This window comes from Gordonia sp. VNK1, from assembly GCF_040049135.1.
Lineage (GTDB): Bacteria > Actinomycetota > Actinomycetes > Mycobacteriales > Mycobacteriaceae > Gordonia > Gordonia oleivorans.
The window spans coordinates 43,425-61,978 of record NZ_JBDZDJ010000027.1 but is presented as its reverse complement, the minus strand read 5'-3'; the positions used below and the strand labels follow the sequence as shown (position 1 = coordinate 61,978).

The 18,554-nt window shown below is 62.3% G+C and carries 18 protein-coding genes and 1 pseudogene; 17 read left to right on the top strand and 2 right to left on the bottom strand.

Annotated features, from left to right (window positions below; all coding sequences use genetic code 11):
- Positions 1–88 precede the first annotated feature (88 nt).
- Positions 89–515 (top strand): annotated as a pseudogene (locus tag ABLE94_RS23560) (IS3 family transposase); the annotation flags it as partial.
- A gap of 196 nt (positions 516–711) precedes the next feature.
- Here the strand turns inward: ABLE94_RS23560 and ABLE94_RS23555 are convergent.
- Positions 712–1,590 (bottom strand): SDR family NAD(P)-dependent oxidoreductase, encoded by an 879-nt coding sequence (locus ABLE94_RS23555; protein ID WP_030175686.1) that lies wholly within the window; start codon positions 1,588–1,590, stop codon positions 712–714.
- 688 nt (positions 1,591–2,278) lie between these two features.
- Between ABLE94_RS23555 and ABLE94_RS23550 the strand changes: the two genes are divergently transcribed.
- From ABLE94_RS23550 to ABLE94_RS23540, 3 genes are all read left to right on the top strand, one after another.
- The gene (locus ABLE94_RS23550) at positions 2,279–3,295 is read left to right on the top strand and encodes an AurF N-oxygenase family protein (RefSeq protein ID WP_009678392.1); all 1,017 of its coding nucleotides are present in this window, start codon (positions 2,279–2,281) and stop codon (positions 3,293–3,295) included.
- A 10-nt stretch (positions 3,296–3,305) separates the two neighbouring features.
- Positions 3,306–4,991 carry an FAD-dependent oxidoreductase gene (locus ABLE94_RS23545; protein ID WP_030175684.1) on the top strand — a complete coding sequence of 562 codons (1,686 nt, stop codon included), beginning with the start codon at positions 3,306–3,308 and terminating at the stop codon, positions 4,989–4,991.
- 280 nt (positions 4,992–5,271) lie between these two features.
- Positions 5,272–5,502, top strand: a complete 231-nt coding sequence (locus ABLE94_RS23540) for a hypothetical protein (protein ID WP_008382249.1) — start codon at positions 5,272–5,274, stop codon at positions 5,500–5,502.
- A gap of 123 nt (positions 5,503–5,625) precedes the next feature.
- Here the strand turns inward: ABLE94_RS23540 and ABLE94_RS23535 are convergent, their stop codons facing one another.
- On the bottom strand, positions 5,626–5,895 hold the full coding sequence (locus tag ABLE94_RS23535; RefSeq protein ID WP_009678390.1) for a DoxX-related protein: 270 nt from the start codon (positions 5,893–5,895) through the stop codon (positions 5,626–5,628).
- A gap of 466 nt (positions 5,896–6,361) precedes the next feature.
- Between ABLE94_RS23535 and ABLE94_RS23530 the strand changes: the two genes are divergently transcribed.
- From ABLE94_RS23530 to istA, 13 genes are all read left to right on the top strand, one after another.
- Positions 6,362–7,285: a metal-dependent hydrolase gene (locus tag ABLE94_RS23530; RefSeq protein WP_009678389.1), complete on the top strand. Its 924-nt coding sequence runs from the start codon at positions 6,362–6,364 to the stop codon at positions 7,283–7,285.
- A gap of 476 nt (positions 7,286–7,761) precedes the next feature.
- Entirely contained in the window at positions 7,762–8,499 is a 738-nt protein-coding gene (locus ABLE94_RS23525; protein ID WP_075051892.1) for an MlaE family ABC transporter permease, read from the top strand.
- A 10-nt stretch (positions 8,500–8,509) separates the two neighbouring features.
- Complete coding sequence (locus tag ABLE94_RS23520) at positions 8,510–9,373, top strand: ABC transporter permease (RefSeq protein ID WP_075052003.1); 864 nt, start codon at positions 8,510–8,512, stop codon at positions 9,371–9,373.
- Between the two features lie 8 nt (positions 9,374–9,381).
- Positions 9,382–10,416 carry an MlaD family protein gene (locus ABLE94_RS23515; RefSeq protein ID WP_348810062.1) on the top strand — a complete coding sequence of 345 codons (1,035 nt, stop codon included), beginning with the start codon at positions 9,382–9,384 and terminating at the stop codon, positions 10,414–10,416.
- Positions 10,417–11,421 carry an MlaD family protein gene (locus ABLE94_RS23510; protein WP_348810061.1) on the top strand — a complete coding sequence of 335 codons (1,005 nt, stop codon included), beginning with the start codon at positions 10,417–10,419 and terminating at the stop codon, positions 11,419–11,421.
- Positions 11,418–12,413, top strand: coding sequence for an MlaD family protein (locus ABLE94_RS23505; RefSeq protein ID WP_040520950.1), 996 nt, complete (start codon positions 11,418–11,420; stop codon positions 12,411–12,413). Before ABLE94_RS23510 ends, ABLE94_RS23505 begins: the two co-directional genes overlap by 4 nt.
- Positions 12,407–13,456, top strand: a complete 1,050-nt coding sequence (locus ABLE94_RS23500; protein ID WP_348810060.1) for an MlaD family protein — start codon at positions 12,407–12,409, stop codon at positions 13,454–13,456. Before ABLE94_RS23505 ends, ABLE94_RS23500 begins: the two co-directional genes overlap by 7 nt.
- The gene (locus ABLE94_RS23495) at positions 13,456–14,493 is read left to right on the top strand and encodes an MlaD family protein (RefSeq protein ID WP_348810059.1); all 1,038 of its coding nucleotides are present in this window, start codon (positions 13,456–13,458) and stop codon (positions 14,491–14,493) included. The genes ABLE94_RS23500 and ABLE94_RS23495 overlap by 1 nt, the downstream gene beginning before the upstream one ends.
- 26 nt (positions 14,494–14,519) lie before the next feature.
- Positions 14,520–15,452 carry an MlaD family protein gene (locus ABLE94_RS23490; RefSeq protein ID WP_348810058.1) on the top strand — a complete coding sequence of 311 codons (933 nt, stop codon included), beginning with the start codon at positions 14,520–14,522 and terminating at the stop codon, positions 15,450–15,452.
- Between the two features lie 49 nt (positions 15,453–15,501).
- Entirely contained in the window at positions 15,502–16,188 is a 687-nt protein-coding gene (locus ABLE94_RS23485) for a hypothetical protein (RefSeq protein ID WP_231381059.1), read from the top strand.
- 453 nt (positions 16,189–16,641) lie between these two features.
- Positions 16,642–16,923, top strand: a complete 282-nt coding sequence (locus tag ABLE94_RS23480) for a transposase (protein WP_004023647.1) — start codon at positions 16,642–16,644, stop codon at positions 16,921–16,923.
- Positions 16,924–17,036: 113 nt separating this feature from the next.
- A complete protein-coding gene (locus ABLE94_RS23475; RefSeq protein ID WP_155225535.1) occupies positions 17,037–17,207 on the top strand; it encodes an IS3 family transposase in 171 nt (56 codons plus the stop codon).
- A 45-nt stretch (positions 17,208–17,252) separates the two neighbouring features.
- Complete coding sequence (istA, locus tag ABLE94_RS23470; protein ID WP_168699673.1) at positions 17,253–18,554, top strand: IS21 family transposase; 1,302 nt, start codon at positions 17,253–17,255, stop codon at positions 18,552–18,554.

Here is an 18,554-nt window from a genome sequence, read left to right as displayed (position 1 = left end):
ACACGGTGTGGGCTTCAGAGTTCTACTTCCGCTTGGTTTGGGGTCGAGCCCATTAGTGCTGTCCTGCGCTCAGCAGGGGTGCCGGTGGGCCCCGAGTACGTACTACGTGACCAAGGCCCGCGCGCCGTCGGCGCGGACGCGACGTGACGCGGGTGATGGGTCCGGCTCTTGAACAGCTGGGGGAGGACAACTACCGGGTCTACGGTGACCGCAAGCTGTGGACGGCCGCGCGCCGGGCGCGGTCACGCCGTCGGCCGCGACCAGGTCGCCCAGTTGATGCGGCTCGCCGGCATCGAAGGGGTCCGCCGGGGAAAGCAGGTGCGCACCACGAAAGCCGATCCAGATACGCCACGGCATCCGGATCTGGTCAAACGCAACTTCACCGCGACCGCACCCAATCATCTGTGGGTGCCGATCTGACGTACGTGCCGACCTGGTGCGGGGTGGGGTATGTGTGCTTCATTACCGACGTCTACTCCCGGATGATCGTCGGGTGGCGCGTGGCGTCGCATATGTCGTGCCGACACGTTGGCCGAGATCGCAGGTCCGGGGCACCACCCCGACAGCCCGGCGGCGGGACCAGGCTAAGTGGACCGTCGTGCAGCAGAGCCTCGGGCCGATCGCACCGACGAGTCAGGTATCCCCGTGTCGCACATCGGCCCTCCTCGCCGAGTTGATCACCTCGCCGTGGGCCACCATCTGGGGCACACGTCAGGGCGCATTACGTTCCACAAGCCGGTCCGCGACTCTCGACGAGGCCGCGCCCACTCGTCGGAGAAGCCGTGCCACTCGCGGCATGACCTCCAGATCGCGATACACAGCCGCGTGCACGAGCCAGTCCGCAGCCTCGACCGCGGTGAGCGCGGGAATTTGGTGGTATTCGTTGGTGGGCTCGATCATCGGTGTCCGCACGAGCGGGAAGAAGACGGTCGTCACAGAGACCCCTGTGCCACGCAACTCCGACGCTATGCTGCGTCCGAAGGCGGTAATCGCGGCCTTCGATCCCGCGTATGCCGAGAACTTGGGCATAGCGCCCATTGGGATCCCCCAGGTGGAGACGTTGATGAAGTGGCCGCTGCCGCGCTCCTTCATGGCAGGTAGGAACCCTAACGTCAGCTGCACGGGACCGAAGTAGTTGACCGCCATGGTGCGCTGATAGTCGTGCAGCCGATCCGTCGAGTCGAGGACCTCGCGGCGAATCGACCGCCCGGCGTTGTTCACGACGATGTCTGGGCAGCCGTACTCGGCGAGCACGTGCTGGATCAGGCGAGCCGTGTCGTCGGTGTCGGAGAGATCCGCCGGACAGGCGTCGGCATAGCCGCCCGCGGCCCGGATACGCGTGACGAGCTCGTCTAGGCTGTGCGCACGACGCGCCACCATCAAGACGTGGGCTCCACGACGGGCGAACTCTTCAGCTGCCGCAGCGCCGATGCCCGACGAAGAGCCAGTGACGAGGACGGTTGAATACCGTAGCCGCCTGGCCGGCGACCCGGTGCGAAGTGTATTGACGAGCTCGCCCGGCGTACGTGGTCGTTGTAAAGCAGTATGCGCGACTCGGGCCGGCACGTATCTCACAGCTGCTGCCACCATGCATAGACCGTAGATCACGAGGCGCAGCACTATTGACCCCCATCCGCTGCGAGGATGCGGCCGATGGTCGTCTTGCCCGTCGTCCCAGTGGGCCGGAGAACACGAAATATGTGGGCCGCCGTGCCAGAGCGAGAGCCCCTCGCTGCCGCCTTCGTGCACCAACAAAAGCCAGACTTGGTGCTTGACGGCCGGTGGTTGGCCGATTGGCGATCTAGCTCGGCCAGGACGGCGTCGTAGCCGGTTGAGCGGCCCCTACGATCACCTGGTCACCATCAGCCGTCAAGATCAGCTGTCAGCGGTAAGAACTGTCCTGAGGGAGGTGTCGGTTCCGGTTGAAAAACGAGCCCGCCGAAGCGACACGGGGGCAACCGGCGCACGACGACACCGCCCGCCCGCTCTGTTCTGACATGTGCACAATTCGATGATTTCAACACCGTCCGACCCTCCGCGTGTACATATACGTTCCATTCCTGTACACACGCGCCTGTAGCGACCGCGCGGCCCAGGCCGTCATGCCGTCTTTGCGTCTCGCTGGTTAGCCGTCTTGCCAGCCACCGCTCCCTATCGCGCGGCCCTGGATCGGGGCGGTTTCGGTCATCGCACGACCGGGGCATTTCCGATATCCGATACTTGCGGTATCGTGTACGTATAAAAGCCGTAGAAACATCAACCTCAGGGGAGGCTTCTTATGGCTAGAACCGGCATCATCAAACGTTGGCGTAGCAACATGGATGTGCTCGACGACACCGTGTACACCGACATGCTCAACACACTGTCTGAGGGGTCAGTGCGACGGCATTTCAACCCCTATATCGATATCGATTGGGATGCACCCGAGTTCGCGGTGACACCCAATGACGAGCGGTGGATCCTTCCTGGGACCGATCCGCTCGGACGTCACCCGTGGTATCAAGCGCAAGCGGTCGAGCGCCAGATCGAGATCGGTATGTGGCGTCAGGCCAACGTTGCCAAGGTCGGCCTGCACTTCGAGTTGGTCCTGATCCGCGGCCTGATGGACTACGCGTTCTGGACGCCCAACGGGTCGCCCGAGTACCGCTACTGCCTGCACGAGGCCGCCGAAGAGTGCAACCACACCATGATGTTCCAGGAGATGGTGAACCGCATCGGCGTCGACGTGCCCGGGATGCCAAGATTGCTGAGGTGGTCCCAACCGGTCGTCCCGTTGATGGCCGGGCCGCTGCCGATCCCGTTCTGGTTCGGCATTCTCGCCGGTGAAGAACCCATCGATCACACGCAGAAGAACGTTCTGCGCGAGGGTAAACAGCTGCACCCGATCATGGAGCGGGTGATGGCGATCCACGTGGCCGAAGAGGCGCGGCACATCTCGTTCGCGCATGAGTACCTGCGTAAGCGGGTGCCGCATTTGTCGCGAGGGAAGCGGTTCTTGCTGTCGATGTTTGTGCCGGTGATGATGCGCGTGCTGTGTTCGGCCATCATGGTTCCGCCGCGGGAGTTCTGGAAGGAGTTCGATATTCCACGCTCGGTGCGCAAGGAGGTCTTCTTCAATTCGCCGGAGTCGCGGCAAACGCTACGTGACATGTTCGGTGACGTCCGGATGCTGTGCCACGACACGGGACTGATCAATCCGCTCGCCAAGATCGTTTGGCGGATCTGCAAGATCGACGGCAAGCCGAGTCGCTACCGTAGCGAGCCGCAGCGCCAGCACGTGTCCGCCGTAGCGTAGGGCGGCGTACATGCCCCATGTGATCACCCAGTCGTGCTGTAGCGACGCCTCCTGTGTGTACGCCTGCCCGGTCAACTGTATTCATCCGTCGCCAGACGAACCCGGGTTCGCCACCGCTGAGATGTTGTACATCGATCCGGTCTCGTGTGTCGACTGCGGCGCATGTGTATCTGCCTGCCCGGTCGGGGCGATAGTGCCGCAGGCAAAGCTGCGGCCTGAACAATTGCCGTTTGTCTCCCTCAACGCGGCGTTCTACCCGGATCGGCCCGCAGGCGAGAGGGTTCCGCCGACGTCTAAGCTGGCGCCGGTCATCGCCGCGCCGAAAGTCGATGCACGCGAGTCTGATCCATTGACGGTAGCGATCGTTGGCTCTGGTCCGGCGGCGATGTATGCCGCCGACGAACTGTTAACCCAGTCAGGCGTACGGGTCAACGTCTTCGAACGTCTCCCGACGCCCTATGGGCTGGTGCGGGCCGGCGTCGCACCCGACCATCAGAACACCAAGCGGGTCACGCGGCTTTTCGACGAAGTGAGCCGATCGCCTGGATTCACCTTCTACCTCAACGTCGAGGTGGGATCGGATGTGTCCCACTCCGAACTCTTGGCCCACCATCACGCGGTGGTGTATGCCGTCGGAGCGCCGAACGATCGCAGACTCGACGTCGACGGCATGGGACTGCCCGGCACCGGCACGGCCACCGAAATGGTCGCGTGGATCAACGGACATCCCGAATACACAGATCTCCCTGTCACGCTGGAACATGAACGAGTGGTGCTGGTCGGCAACGGCAACGTCGCGCTCGACGTAGCCCGCATTTTGACGACTGATCCGGACGCATTGGCGCGCACGGACATCGCCGATCACGCGCTGGCCGCACTGCGGCAGTCGAAGGTCAACGAAGTGGTGATCGCAGCCCGCCGCGGGCCGGCGCAGTCCGCTTTCACCCTGCCGGAATTGATCGGGCTAACATCGACGTGCGACGTGGTTCTCGATGCGACCGACCAAGCTCTCGTGCAGGCCGACCTCGCCACGGCGGAGGACCCGCTGATCCGAAACAAACTGGAGGTACTGAGCAAGCTCGGAGACGCGTCAGTGCCCGCGACGCGCCCGCAGATCCGGTTAGCATACCGGTTGACGCCCGCGCGCATCCTCGGCACTGCCCTCGTGAGCGGCATCGACTTCACAGTGACGGGTTCGGATCGAATCTGTCATCTCGACGCCGGCCTGGTGCTGACATCGATCGGATACCGCGGGAAGGCCATTCGCGATCTACCGTTCGATGACGTCGCCGCCGTGATACCCAACGACGGGGGCCGGGTCATCGATCCGCAAACGGCACAGCCGGTGCCAGGCAGCTACGTGGCGGGCTGGATCAAGCGCGGCCCCAACGGTTTCATCGGCACCAACAAGTCGTGCGCGGCGGAGACGGTACAAAGCGTCGTCGATGATTACAACGCCGGTCTGTTGACCGCGCCGCGCACAAGGCCCCACGCGTTGGCGAAACTGGTGCGCAGCCGCAGACCAGATGTGGTGAACGCGGCCGGATGGAGGGCCATCGACGAAGCCGAAATCAAGCGTGGCGGAGGGCGCCGCCCGCGCGACAAGTTCACCTCGGTCGCCGACATGTTGGCAGTTGCGGCCGCCGCACCTACTCCGCCGTTCACGCAGCGGATGCTGGCCGGTTTCTGTCACTGACGACGAGCCCGCTGTCATGCTGAGACACGAGGTGGCGGATGGTTACCCGGCTACCCGGATGGGGGCCGATGTTGCTTACCGTCGTGCTGGTCTCGTCTTCGTCGGCGGATCGATCTTCACGAGGGGTGCACCTTCACGATCCCTACACGCTTCGCTCCCACGGCGAATCCACCACCGCATTGCAAGGGCGATGACTCCATCGCCCGCGAAGCGACGCTCCTGCTGCAGACGGGCCTGGGACAAGTGGTGATGCTCTCACCCGGAGGACCGCGGCGAACTGATGGTGAAGGTGTCCGGGGTCAAGGCGTTGGCGACCACTGCCGCGCTCAACCTCAACAGCGGGATCTTCGAGGTGATCGGTACGGCGCGGGATCAATCCCAAGTACGGCTTCGACCGTTTCTGCGCAACGTGCGTACCCACACCCGGCACGCCCCAGAGGCATACAAGATCGCCGACGTAGGCCAGCACAGCCTCAACGGGCAGTACCCGATCCCCGGCTTCACCTCGTAGGTGGTGGGTCGGGGACGTACAGATCCAATCGTGATCTCCCACCGCCCCGCCGGGCATCGACCCGGCGGCGGTGGCCCGTCAGAACTCCCGGTGGACCGAAATCAGTCCAGCACCGGGTGAGTGTCACCGTCTCGCGAGAACTATCCGCGAACCGAGGAACGCAACGTAGGCGCCCAGTGCGACCAGCCCCGCCTTCCGCGTCGCCGGAATCGCGATCGCGGTGCCCACGACGGCCTCGGTGACCCCGTTCCGCTTGGTCCACGTGGTGGTGTCCTTCGGGAACGCCGACGCGGTGATGGCATGAAACGCCTGCGGCACCACCAAGTGTGCTAAGCCGGTCGCGGCCAAGACGGCTCCGGCAGCGGCGGGAACGGACGTGGTCTGGTTGGGCATTGGGTGTCCTTCTGTGAGGTGGATTCGATAGCTCATCAGAGCCAAGCGCACCGGCGGTCGTGAGACAAGACCACATGCCGGAGGTGGGGCGGGCGAAATGATCGCGGTTCACGGGTTAGTTCTCTCAAGTACCCTGAAGCACCCAGGTCCAGTTCCCGATCCCGGACAAACTGCTTGCTGGCCAGGCGCACCAGCTGCGCGCGGCCGCAGCTGGTCGGCCGAGCGTTGTACGTAGCGCAAGTTGGCGATGTCAGCCTATGCCGGCTGGGGTCCTTCGGCGCGGCCCCACAGGGCGTCTACTTCGGCCTGGGCAGGTGCCATCAAGTGTGCGTTCGCCGACCGCGGCACCCCCATCGGGGCCTTATCGACCATTGACAACACTGTCTCTGCGGACTGATAGTTGGGAATCGAGCTGTGGCTGCTGACACACATATTCTGGTGTGGCGGAACGGGACCGGAGGACAGCATGGACGCGGAGCAACCCGCCATCAGCTCTACCGACGACGCCGGTGTGGTCGACTTCAAGGCAGCGCCCATCCGTGCAAGGCGGATCAAGTTCTCCTATCCGCAGGGCTCCATGAACCGACACTATGTCTCCGACGACCTGATCATGAGTCACGTCGTGTCCATGCTGTCATCGGTCTTCCCGGAGGGCGAGGACTTCTTCATCCGGTCGGTGAAGTACTACAAGGATGAGATCGCCCACGCGACATTGAGGGCGCAGGTCGACGGGTTCATCGGCCAAGAGGCTACACACGGACGCGAGCACCGCGAGATCAACGAGCATCTCCAGGAAATGGGTTACCCCACTCGGATCAATGACCGCCTCACCAAGCGAGCGCTGGCGATGATCTACCGTCACGCGCCGCACAAATTCTCCTTGGCCATGACCGCCGGCCTCGAGCACTACACGGCGACCCTGGCCTCTCTGCTCCTCACGAATACCGAGGCACGCGCGCTACTCACCTCCGACGAGGTGCGGGGACTCCTGCTGTGGCACGCCTACGAGGAGGTCGAACACAAAGCGGTGGCGTTCGACGTCTACCGGACCATCGGTGGCAGCGAAGCTCTGCGTATCGGCACGATGCGCGGGATCCACATCACGTTTCTGGGACTTGTCACCGTGTCCACGCTGGCGTCAATGCTCACCGATCGCGCCACGTACAACCCGGTTCGTCTTCTGCGAAGCGTGGCGGCTATGCGCACCAACCCGTGGATCAACCGAGATGTATTGCGCGAGTTAGGAACCTACACGCGTCGCGGGTTCCATCCCAGCGACAACCCCACAGACTATCTGCTCAAGACCTGGCGCTCGGAGTTGTTCGGCGACCAAGGTATTTTGACGGACAACCTCGTGGGTGGACGTCAGCGCCGCTCGGACCGCTGCTGAACGAGGGCCGCGTCGGTGGGTACCTGTGACCCCCGTCGTCGCACCACGATGGTCCTCGATGTCATCGAGATGGCGCGGTGGGCACTCACCCTGATCATTCCTATAACGAGCAGCACGCGGCGCCGACCACCTCTACACCCTCAACTGCGAAGAGCCAAAAACGTTCGGTTCCATCCGCTGCTGGTATTGGACCGCCCCGAGATCCGGCGGGGAAGCCCTGGCCGGGCTGCTCGATGTCTCCGAGAGCTTCGGTAAATGCGGCGACGGACGACTTCACCGATTCGCTGTCCGACGTTGACCCGGCCAGTGCGCTAACTCCGGCAGGAATCTCCGAATCATGTATTGAAGTACTCGAAGTACCTGATACTGTGATGCACACCATTGAAGGGCTGTGCAGCCATATGAAGGAGAGCAGTATCGCTACGGGAGTCACTGGTCGTGCGACGGATAGTCTTGCGACCTTCGGGAACACGACCATGCTCGCCGGCCAGGCACTGCGGTGGACCGTGTATGACATTGTCACCGGACGATTTCCGTTTCGGGAGGTCGTTGTACAGACCTGGTTCGTCATCACCGTCACGACGTTGCCGGCGATCCTGGTGGCGATTCCGTTCGGCGTTATCGTCTCGGTGCAGGTCGGAAGTCTGACCCAGCAGGTCGGGGCCACGTCCATCGCCGGCGCCGCTGGTGGACTCGGGATCATTCAGCAGGGGGCACCGATCGTCACAGCCCTTCTGCTCGGTGGTGCGGCAGGGTCAGCCATCGCCTCTGACCTCGGCGCACGCACCGTCCGTGAAGAAATCGATGCCATGGAAACTCTTGGACTCAATCCGACCCGTCGAGTCGTCGCACCGCGGTTCGTTGCGGTTCTCATCGTCGCTCCAATGTTGTGCATGCTGATCGTGTTTACCGGTCTCGTGGCCGGCTACATCCTGAGCGTCAACGTCCAGGGCATCACGCCCGGAAGTTACGTCGCCTCGTTCGCCTCGTTCGCCTCGTCGGCGGACATCCTGGTGGCACTGATCAAGTCATTGGTGTTCGGTCTCGTGGTCGTGGCGATCGCATGTCACCGGGGTCTGTCCACGAAAGGCGGCCCGAAGGGTGTGGCCCAATCTGTCAACGCCACCGTGGTCCTGGGGGTGGTGGCGTGCTTCGTCATCAACGTGGTCATCACCCAGCTGACAATCATGTTCGTCCCGCAGACCATCGGATGACGGAGAACACGTGACCGCAGTACCATCCACCCGTTTCACTTCGATCACTCGTCCGATCGTGCGTTCTGTGACGCCCCTCGCCGAAGTCCCCGCACAACTCGGGCACATCACCACATTCATCATCGACACCGTCGCAGGAATTCGTCACGTCGCGACCACCTATCGACGACAGACGCTCTTGTACATACAGGAGTTTGCCTGGGGACGAGGCGCTGTTCTGGTCGGCGGGGGTACCGCAGTCGTGCTGGTCATTCTCGGAATGGCTGTCGGGGCATCTATCGGCATCCAGGGTTACGCCTCGCTGGACCTGGTGGGGATGGGGTCTCTTACCGGGTTCATCTCGTCATACGCCAACACTCGGGAGTTGGCACCGATTATCGCTGCGATCGGCTTTGCAGCCCAGGCCGGCTGTCGCCTCACTGCGGAGATCGGTTCGATGCGCATCGCCGAAGAGATCGACGCACTCGAATCGATGGCGGTGCGGCCGATTCCATACGTCGTCAGCACACGCGTGGTCGCAGCGATCACCACCATCATTCCCCTCTACATCGTGACGCTGATACTCAGTTTCGCCGCGGCCAAACTGGTCGTCATCCTGCTACACGGCCAGTCAGGTGGCACCTACGACTTCTATTTCAATGCGTTCCTCAAACCGCAGGATCTGGCGTTCTCAGTCATCAAGGTCCTGATTTTCGTGGTATCGGTCGTCATCATCCACAGCTACCAGGGTTTCTACGCCACCGGTGGAGCAGAAGGCGTCGGCCGCGCGTCTGGTCGAGCGATCCGCAGCAGTCTCATCGTCATTGTTGTGGAGGACATGATCTTGACCCTGCTGATGTGGGGCTTCGATTCGGGCGTCAGGATTTCGGGCTAGGGGTTGAAGTGGCTGTTTATAAAGATCCGTCAGGGCGCGCGCCCTCAATAACAAATTTGACACTGCGTGGGATTGGGGTCCTCGTCGTAGTGGTGGTTGCGGCCTATTTTCTGGTGTCAAACGCAACCGGAAAATTTGAAGATAACAAGACAGTGACGATCACCACCGACGCGATTGGTGACGGGTTGAAGGGCGGATCGGAGGTGAAGTATCGGGGCCTCACGGTGGGCAAGGTGTCCTCGGTGTCGGTGCGCGACCAAAGCACGTCTGTGAAAATTGAGCTCACCGGAGTGAACGACGACATCCGGTTGCGTCAGGGCTTGGCGGTGAATTACACGTCCGCCAACGCGCTGGGGCCGACGGCACTGGATATTGTCGACCCCGGGCAGGGAGCGCTCATCCGTGATGGCGGCAGTGTCTATGTGAGCAAGCAGCAGTCCGAACAAACGTCGGTCTCGACCCTGATTCGAAAACTTTCCAAGCTGGTCAATGCTCTCGATCAGCCGGCGTTCAATTCGGTGGTGAAGTTTGTCGTCGACGATTCCCAAACGTTTGCCGACGCCGGAAAACTCATGTTCCAGATCGCACAGCTCACTCGGGACGTTCAACAGCGGCCAGTGGGCCAGGATTTGGCGATCGCGGCAGACGTGTCCGAGGGTGTTGCCGACTTCATGAAGCCGTTCATTCCGGGCATCCTCATAAACGTCGACATCGCTGACTTCTTCGCCACCGACGAGGCCATCAAACAGACCAAGGGCAACCTCAACGACACCGGCGAGGTCCTGTTCGGCGCACTCGGAGGACTGTTGAACAAAAACTACCCGGCGTTGAGTTCACTACTGGACGTCGGCCTCGATCTGGCGAGGCCAGTCGCCAGATCGGCCTCGGGGCTCGCGCGGACCGTTTACACCATCCCGCAGATCCTGGACAGCATCGACAAGGCCACGCCGCAGGTCGGCGAGCGAGTACAACTTCAGGTCGCCCTGGTAGTGCAGACGTCACCTGCGCTGCAGAGCGCGCTTGCAGTAGGAGGACCGAGGTAGATGAAGCTCAAGTCGTTAACTCCCACCATCATCAAGATCGTCGCGTTCGCCGCAGTCATCGGCGTTCTCACCTACGTGATCATCGCCATCCTCCAACCCAGCTCGGATGGACCGAGTTCTGAACGATCAGCGGTCTTCTCCGATGCCTCCGGGCTCAAACCTCGCGACGGTGTGCGGCTGGCTGGAGTCAAGGTCGGTTATGTGACGGCGATCGACCTGAACGGGCCCACGGCGGTCGTTCATTTCCAACTGAACGACGACGTCACGATCACATCGAAAACCACCGCCGCCGTGCGTTATCAGAATCTTCTCGGACAGCGATATGTCGAATTGATCGGTGCGGCACAGGGGAAGACACAGGGGGAACTCACACAGGTGGCGCTCGACAAGACCATTCCCTCATTTGATGTGTCCACCTTGTTCAACGGATTCAAGCCGGTGTTCGACACGCTTAATGCCGACGAGATCAATGAACTGCAGTCCAATTTATTGCGCGTTGCTCAAGGTGATGGAAGGGGCATATCGCCTGTTCTGAAGCAGATCGCCAACATCACCGCCTACGGGAACCAGCGGTCTGAGATCATCACGAATATTGTGACGAGTCTCGGCCAGGTCTCCGACCAGCTCGAAGGCCGCTCGGCGGAGATGGTCGAACTCGTCGACAAGCTGGGATCGATCGTCGACGCCTTCAGCCGCGTGAGTGACCGGCTGCGAGAGTCGCTACGCGAGGTCAACCGGTCCATGTCGAAGACGGTCCTCACCGGCGAGCAAATCGAGTCAACGTACGACCAGAGTTTCGCGGCGATCTATCAGCGTCTGGCGCGAGAACCCGGGGAATTAGAGGGTCTACTCAACGGCGCGGTACTGCTCAAGCCCCTTATGGACTCGCTCACCGCTGCGACGAACTCCACGCCGAGCGAGGCGCAATGTTCGAAAGGTCTCCTGCCCCTGCCGGATACAGCGCAGATTGCGCTTATGGGGCAACGATTGGTGGTGTGTCAGTGAGGTTGTTCAATCGAAATCGATCGCATCACCAGCCCGAACGCAGACGCGACCTCATCGTCGCCGGTGTGGTGGTGGTGACCGTGGTGGTCGGTCTGGTCATCGCCGGGGCCGTGTATATCGCACCGCCCGGTCAAAAGGTGTACTCGGCCCATCTGGTCAACACCGGCGGGCTGGAGTCGGGTGATCAGGTGCGTATAGCGGGGATAAGACAAGGGAAGGTGTCGTCGGTGGACCTCACGGGAACGGTTATCACAGTCAAATTTCGACTCGACGACTCGGTGTCAGTCCGTTCGGATGCTACCGCAGCGGTTCGCCTGATCACGCCGATCGGCGGGCGAGTTCTCGATCTGGACCCAGGGTCAGGACCGACCGCGCTGTCGGGGGCCATCCCCCTTGTTCAGACATCGAGTACCTACGACATCTCCAACACGCTCGAGACGACGACGCCGGTGTTCCGTGATGTGAACGGCGTCGATCTCCGTCAAACTGCGGCGCTGCTGCAGAATGCGTTCTCCGACGGCAACACAAACATTCCCGACGCACTGAGGAACACCAGCAGTCTGATGGACCTCCTAGAGCGACAGTACGGTCAGCTCGACAAAACGGTCGCTCTATCGGATGAATACGTCAAAGCTTTCGCCGACCAAAAACAGGTGCTAGTCGACTTTCTCCGTCAACTCAGCTTCCTGGCCAGGACGCTGGGACCTGATATCCAGAACGTCCGCGGCGGGTTCGACTATCTCAGGCGTCTGTTCAAACTTCTGACGAGGCCGCTCGTGGCGTACCGCGATGGCATCGAACCGTCCGTGCAACAGTTCAAGACGCTCCTGGACAAGGTGTCGACAGAGATGCCGGGCTACTCCAATGCCCTGACACAGATCGATCAGATCACTCAGCGCCTCGGCGTCCTCCTCCAGGCGCCGGTCGGTGCGCCGGCCACCACAGAACCAGAGGTTCGTGTGTGCATTCCGAGTGGTGACGACAAATGCTGACCACCTGGGTCCGAAGACTGCTGCTCCTGATCGCCGTGGTGGTGGTGGTCATCGCTGGTATCGGGATAGGCCGGACAGCGTCCGACGACACGCGCGCCCTATGCGCAGAGTTCACCGATGCATCGGGCCTCTTCGAAGGCAACGCAGTCGCCATGCTCGGCAAGAAGGTGGGCAGCGTCGTCGGGGTGCACCAGAATAAAGGTCAGTCCGGTGTGAGGATCGACATGCGGGTCGACAAGAGCGTGCCGCTGCCCGCCGACGTCGGCGCGACTCTGGTGTCGACATCCATCGTGACCGAACGTCATATCGAGTTCACCAAGCCGTACTCCGGTGGAGCCCGATACGAGACGAATCAGTGCATTCCGTTGAGTAAGACCAGAACCCCGCTGGGAATCAGTCAGACGCTCGACTCGATCAGCGACTTGTCCGAGGACCTGGTCAAGGACAACGGCAGAAACACCGACGCCATCCTGCAGTCCCTCAAGCTCGTCGCCCGCAATCTGGAAGGGACCCAGGGTGACGTGGCCGGGATCATCAAGGACTCTGCCACGCTCATCAACGACCCGGCCAAGCGGGATGGACAGATTCGCAGGATCGTCGGGAACCTCGCAACACTGACGGGGGTGGCAACCGAGAACGACAAAGAGGTGACCGCCCTCTTCGACAACTTCGTGGGCGCCATCAATGTCATCATCGCGTTCGGCCAGACGTTCGGCGCGGCAGTCGAGTACGCGGGGACGTTCGTACCGATCCTCTCGCGGCTCGCAACGGATTTCGGGCCCCCAATATTCGCGATCGGTGATGCTGCCGTTCCGCTCATCGCCGGCATGGGAGAGCAGCCGGACATGGTGGCAGCGGTCGCAGCCCGCACGGCAGACCTCATCATGAAACACCCCGATGCCAAGTCGATCGTGCAGGCGTTCGCAGTGTCGCTGCCTTTGCGAAGCCTCGTCAGTGGCTGCGCCGCGCCGGTGGCAAACGGCGTCTGCGGGCCCGGCGATGCATCAAGGACGATCGCCGGGATGATGGGGGGAGGGGCCTGATGATCTCAGTCAACCGGGCACGCCTCGGACCCCTGGTGATCGCACTGATGGCAGCGATGGTGTTCGTGACATCGTGTGGGATCAACGCCGACAATCCGCCGACCATAGGGACCTCCGACGGCAACGGCTACGACATCCAGATGGAGTTCACCAGCGCACTCAACCTGCCGGCCCTCGCAAAAGTCCTCTCAGAGGGGCTCAGCGTCGGAACCGTCGAGAATGTCACGTACGAGAACGGGCATGCGGTCGTCAAAGCTCGCATCAAGAACAACACTCAGCTGCCGGCCGAATCGCGAGCCGAGCTGCGTCAAGACACTCTCCTTGGTGAAATCTACGTTTCCATCCTTCCCCCAGCCGAGCCGTCGACGGGTGCCTTGCTGCGGTCGGGTTCGGTGATCCCGCTGGCACGGACCGAGCCGGCAGCAAATGTCGAGGACGTCATGCGCGGGATGGCGAATGTCCTCGGCGGCGGTGAACTCGACAAGATCCACACCGCAATCTCGACATTGAACACCACGTTCCCCAAGGATCCGCAGGAATTCGACGCCCTGTATCGGACAACGCTGGAGACCGTTTCGGAGGTCTCCTCGAACACCGACCAGCTCGACGTAGTGTTGAGGTCGGCTGATCGGACTCTGAAAGTGATTTTGGCTGATCCGTCGGGAATCGACCGGATGCTGACCAAGGGCGGAACCAACTTCTATGGCCTCGGCTACTCCCTGATCGACGTCGCGTTACTCATCGCCAACTTGCGTACATTTGCTACGGCCGCGGGCAGGATCGTGGATCCGGAGTACTCACGCATCAAGGAGTCGGTGGCCGCGATCGCCCCGGTGATCGCGTCGATCGCCAACTCCGACATTTACTCGAAGTCCGTCACGGAGCAGGCAACGCGCGTCATCCGCGACAAACTCATTCCATTCGTGGGGTCGCCTGACATCAACCTCTCGGACATCTCCATCGATGGTCGGGACCTGGCGCGGCGTGACGCCGAATCGTTCATTACCGTGTTGAAATCGATCGGAATGATGCCGTGAAGCGCAGCAGCAGCACGCTCATATCGATGGTGGCTTTGGCCGTCGTGTTCGTCGTAGGGCTCGGCTACCTCGTCGTCGGCGTGGCACGCGTCAACCCCACCCGCTCCGAGTACTCGTTAACCGCCTTCATCGACAGCTCAGGCGGTCTACTGGACACGTCGCCGGTGATGGTGCGGGGGATACCCGTCGGAAAGGTGGCCTCCATCAACGTCGTGGATTCGGCACTTAAGGTCGAGATGGCGATCGATTCCGATCACAAGATCCCCCAGGACAGCGTGATGTCGATCCAGAATCTGTCGATCGCGGGGGAACAGTACATCAACTTCGTGCCCGGGGGCACGGCCACCGGCGGGTACTTCGACAACGGAGATGTGGTGCCCGCGGAGGCGGTGCATGTGTCGCAATCGGTGCCCCAGGTGTTGCCGAAGATGGCTGCGGTGGCAGATGGGCTCGACCCGGCTTCGATCGAGTCCATCAACAAGACCGTCGCCGAGGCCGTCGCAGGACGGCAGGGAGACCTTGACATGATCGGCGACATGATGCACCGTCTAGTCGATTTCGTCGGCAAAGATGGGTCCGTCCGGGTGACCGCGGACAACGCCGAGTTCCTGCTCGGCCTCATGTCCAATGTCGGGGACGTCCTCAGTACGGCAGCTGTGCGTACCCCTGACGCCGTGAACGGATTGGCGCGAATTCAGCGGGCGTTCATCGAGTTCACAACCACCTCGTACGACAAGTGGCCTCCCGTGTTGAAGCTTGTGGACAAGCTCAGTGGCTATATCCAGATCCTGCAGCCTGATCTGGTGACGATCACCCGGGCGGTGAAACCGGCGACAGAGAAGGTCGCGGACACATACGTCGACTTCGGATCGATCGGCGACCTCCTCGCCCGAACCTTCCCGACGTCGCGACCAGGTCGCGCCGAGGTCCCCATCACCGTGTCGCAATCACCAAGATGACGGCTTGTCCGCAAGCGACTGTCACCAGCAAGTACACAGAAGGCCCCAGATGACAAATGACGAGCAGACCAGACCGCCTACTGAGGCCACTGAGGTCGAGGGCGGCGCGGCAGCAGCGACGACGGATGGCGATCTGCTGGTGGACGAGAACGCCAAAACCGCTTCCGTAGCCGCGACGGGGGTTGACGACAGCGACGTCGACCCCCCCTCGCCGAGTGGGCGTCGCTGGTCAGTATGGCCGCGATCACGTGCTGCCGTGGTCGTTTCGGCCGTGATCGTGGTGCTCGCTGTGCTGGTCGGCGTGTTCGCCTACCTCTACCTCGAGGCCGACGACGCGAAGTCGGTATTGGAAAACGACGCCGCGCAACGGGCTGCGGCGGCGGAGGCCGCCTCGGATTACACGACCAAGTCCCTGACCTACAGCTATCAGAACACCGACGCCTTTTTTGCGGCGGTCAAGGAGAACGCAGGTGAGGCGCTCGTCAAGCGTTACGACGAGGTTCGACCGACGCTGACGCAGATCATGCAGCAGGCCCAGGTGCAGGCGTCGGGACGCGTGCTGGCCACCAGCGTCACTGGTGAAACCGACGGCGAGTACACGGTGATGGTCTTCGCGAGCCAGAAGACGCAGAACGTGCAGAACCCGCAACCGAGTGAACTGCCGACGTTGTTGAAGGTGGTCGTGTCGAAAACGGCTGGGGGCTGGCAGATCCAGGACTATGGCCCAGCAGAATAAGGCGGCTGTGCCGCAGAAGGAGTATTCATGAAGAGCACGATGCAGGACGGTCACCTTTGACGGTGACGTCGATTCTCCGCCACGTCGCGACCGAATGACGCCGTAAGACAAGGTGATCACCTACGGGCGGAAACGAACCGGCTCGAGCCGTACTGGTCCCTTGAGGGACGATGCGGGTCAACTGACCAATGCTCTTGGGTAGCACCGGTGTTGGCGACGATGACCGTGTCGCCACTTTGCTGTGGAACCTCTTGGAGGCGCGTACGCTGCAGTTCCGTTCAAGGTGCCGTCCTGCGCACCCTGAACGTTGCGGTTGTCTCAGCGTCCGACTTGAGCTCATCGGCGAACCACGCTGAGGACCGGCGGGCCATTGGCGTGTCCCCCGTGAACCGGTCCGGGTGGTTCTAGAGTCCTGATTGCCCCGTTGAGGGCGGAGAAGGGACGATGAGGATCATGGCGGGACGGAAGCGTCACTCGGCCGAGGACATCGTGCGCAAGTTGCGCCGAGCCGATGAACTGGCGGCGGAGGGCAAGAACGGCGAGGAGATCGCCGCCGACCTCGAGGTATCGGCGGCCACCTTGTACAACTGGCGCCGCCAGTACGGCGGCATGGACGCTGATGCTGCCAAAGAGCTCAAGGAGCTGCGCGAGCAGAACGGCCGGCTCAAGCGGCTGCTCGCCGACGCCGAGTTGGAGAAAGACGCGCTGCGGGAGATCGCCAAGGGAAAATTCTGAGCCCAACCGCCAAACGCGCCGCGATCGACATGCTCAAAGACGTGAAGAGCGTGTCAGAACGTATGGCGTGCAGGGTTGTTGGGCTCTCTCGGTCTGCCTACCGCCGTGTGCCGTTGGCGCAAACTCCGGCCGACCCGGACGCTGGCCTGCGTGCACAGCTACGCACCTACGCCCGCAAGCACCCTAGGCACGGGTTCCGGCGGGCGTGGGCACACCTGCGGTTCGACGACGGCATCGAGGTGAACAAGAAGAAGGTGCACCTGTTGACGACGCCTGAAAACTGACCCCCTGACGACGGGTGAATTTTGACCCCCCGTCTTGTTAGGAGGGTGATTTCAGTGGAGCAGTGGGCGGAGATCCGCCGTTTGCATCGCAGCGAGGGTGTGCCGATCAAGGAGATCGCGCGTCGGTTGGGGGTGGCGCGAAATACGGTCCGGGCGGCGTTGGCCTCAGATACGGCCCCGAGCTACTCGCGGCCGTCGAAGGGGTCGGCGGTGGATGCGTTCGAACCGCAGATCCGGGCGTTGTTGCGGGAGTATCCGACGATGCCGGCGACGGTGATCGCGCAGCGGATTGGGTGGTCGAGGTCGTTGACGGTCCTCAAGGATCGGGTGCGGGTGATTCGCCCGGAGTTCCGCGGGGTGGATCCCGCTGATCGGGTGATCTATCAACCCGGCGGGTGCTCGCAATGGGATCTGTGGTTCCCCGACTACCGAATCCCGGTGGGCCACAACCAGTTGTCGATGTTGCCGGTGTTGGTGATGACGTTGGCGTTCTCCCGGTACCGCTCGGCGGTGATGATCCCCTCGCGCCAGGGCGGAGACATCCTCGCCGGGATGTGGTTGCTGCTGTCGCAGCTGGGTGCGGTGACCCGCAAGCTGGTGTGGGACCGCGAATCCGCGATCGGCGGCAAGGGCAAGCCCACGGCGCTGGCGGCAGGATTCGTGGGCAGTCTGGGCACTCGACTCGAGCTGGCACCACCGTGCGATCCCGAATACAAGGGCATGGTCGAACGCAACAACCGGTTCTTCGAGACCTCATTTCTGCCGGGCCGCCATTTCGCCTCGCCAGCCGACTTCACCGCCCAGTTCGATCGTTGGCTGGCCGATTACGCCAACACCCGGGTGGTGCGCTCGATTGGTGATCGACGCCCCTGTGACGTGCTCACCGAGGACCTGGCGCAGATGGCGACGCTGCCGCCGAGTGCACCACAAGTCGGGTTGAGCACTCGGGTGCGGCTGGGCCGCGACTACTACGTGCGCGTGGCCGGCAACGACTACTCGGTGCACCCCTCAGTGATCGGCCGGTTTGTCGACATCACCGCCGATCTACACCGGGTGCGGATCGCGTGCGGCGAGGTCACCGTCGCCGACCATGACCGCAGCTGGGCCAACCACGTCACCATCGCCGACGCACAGCACGTGCGGGCGGCTAAAGAATTGCGCCGCGACTACCGCAACCAACAGCTGCAGAACCGGGCCCGCAATGCCGCGCGCGTACGCACCCACCCCGACGGCCACGAGGTGCCCATCAGAGCGCTACCCGACTACGACGACCTGTTCGGGGTGCACTTCGCCACCCCGCCACCAGGCGGACTCACACCCACCGCATCCACTATCACTGAAGGATGA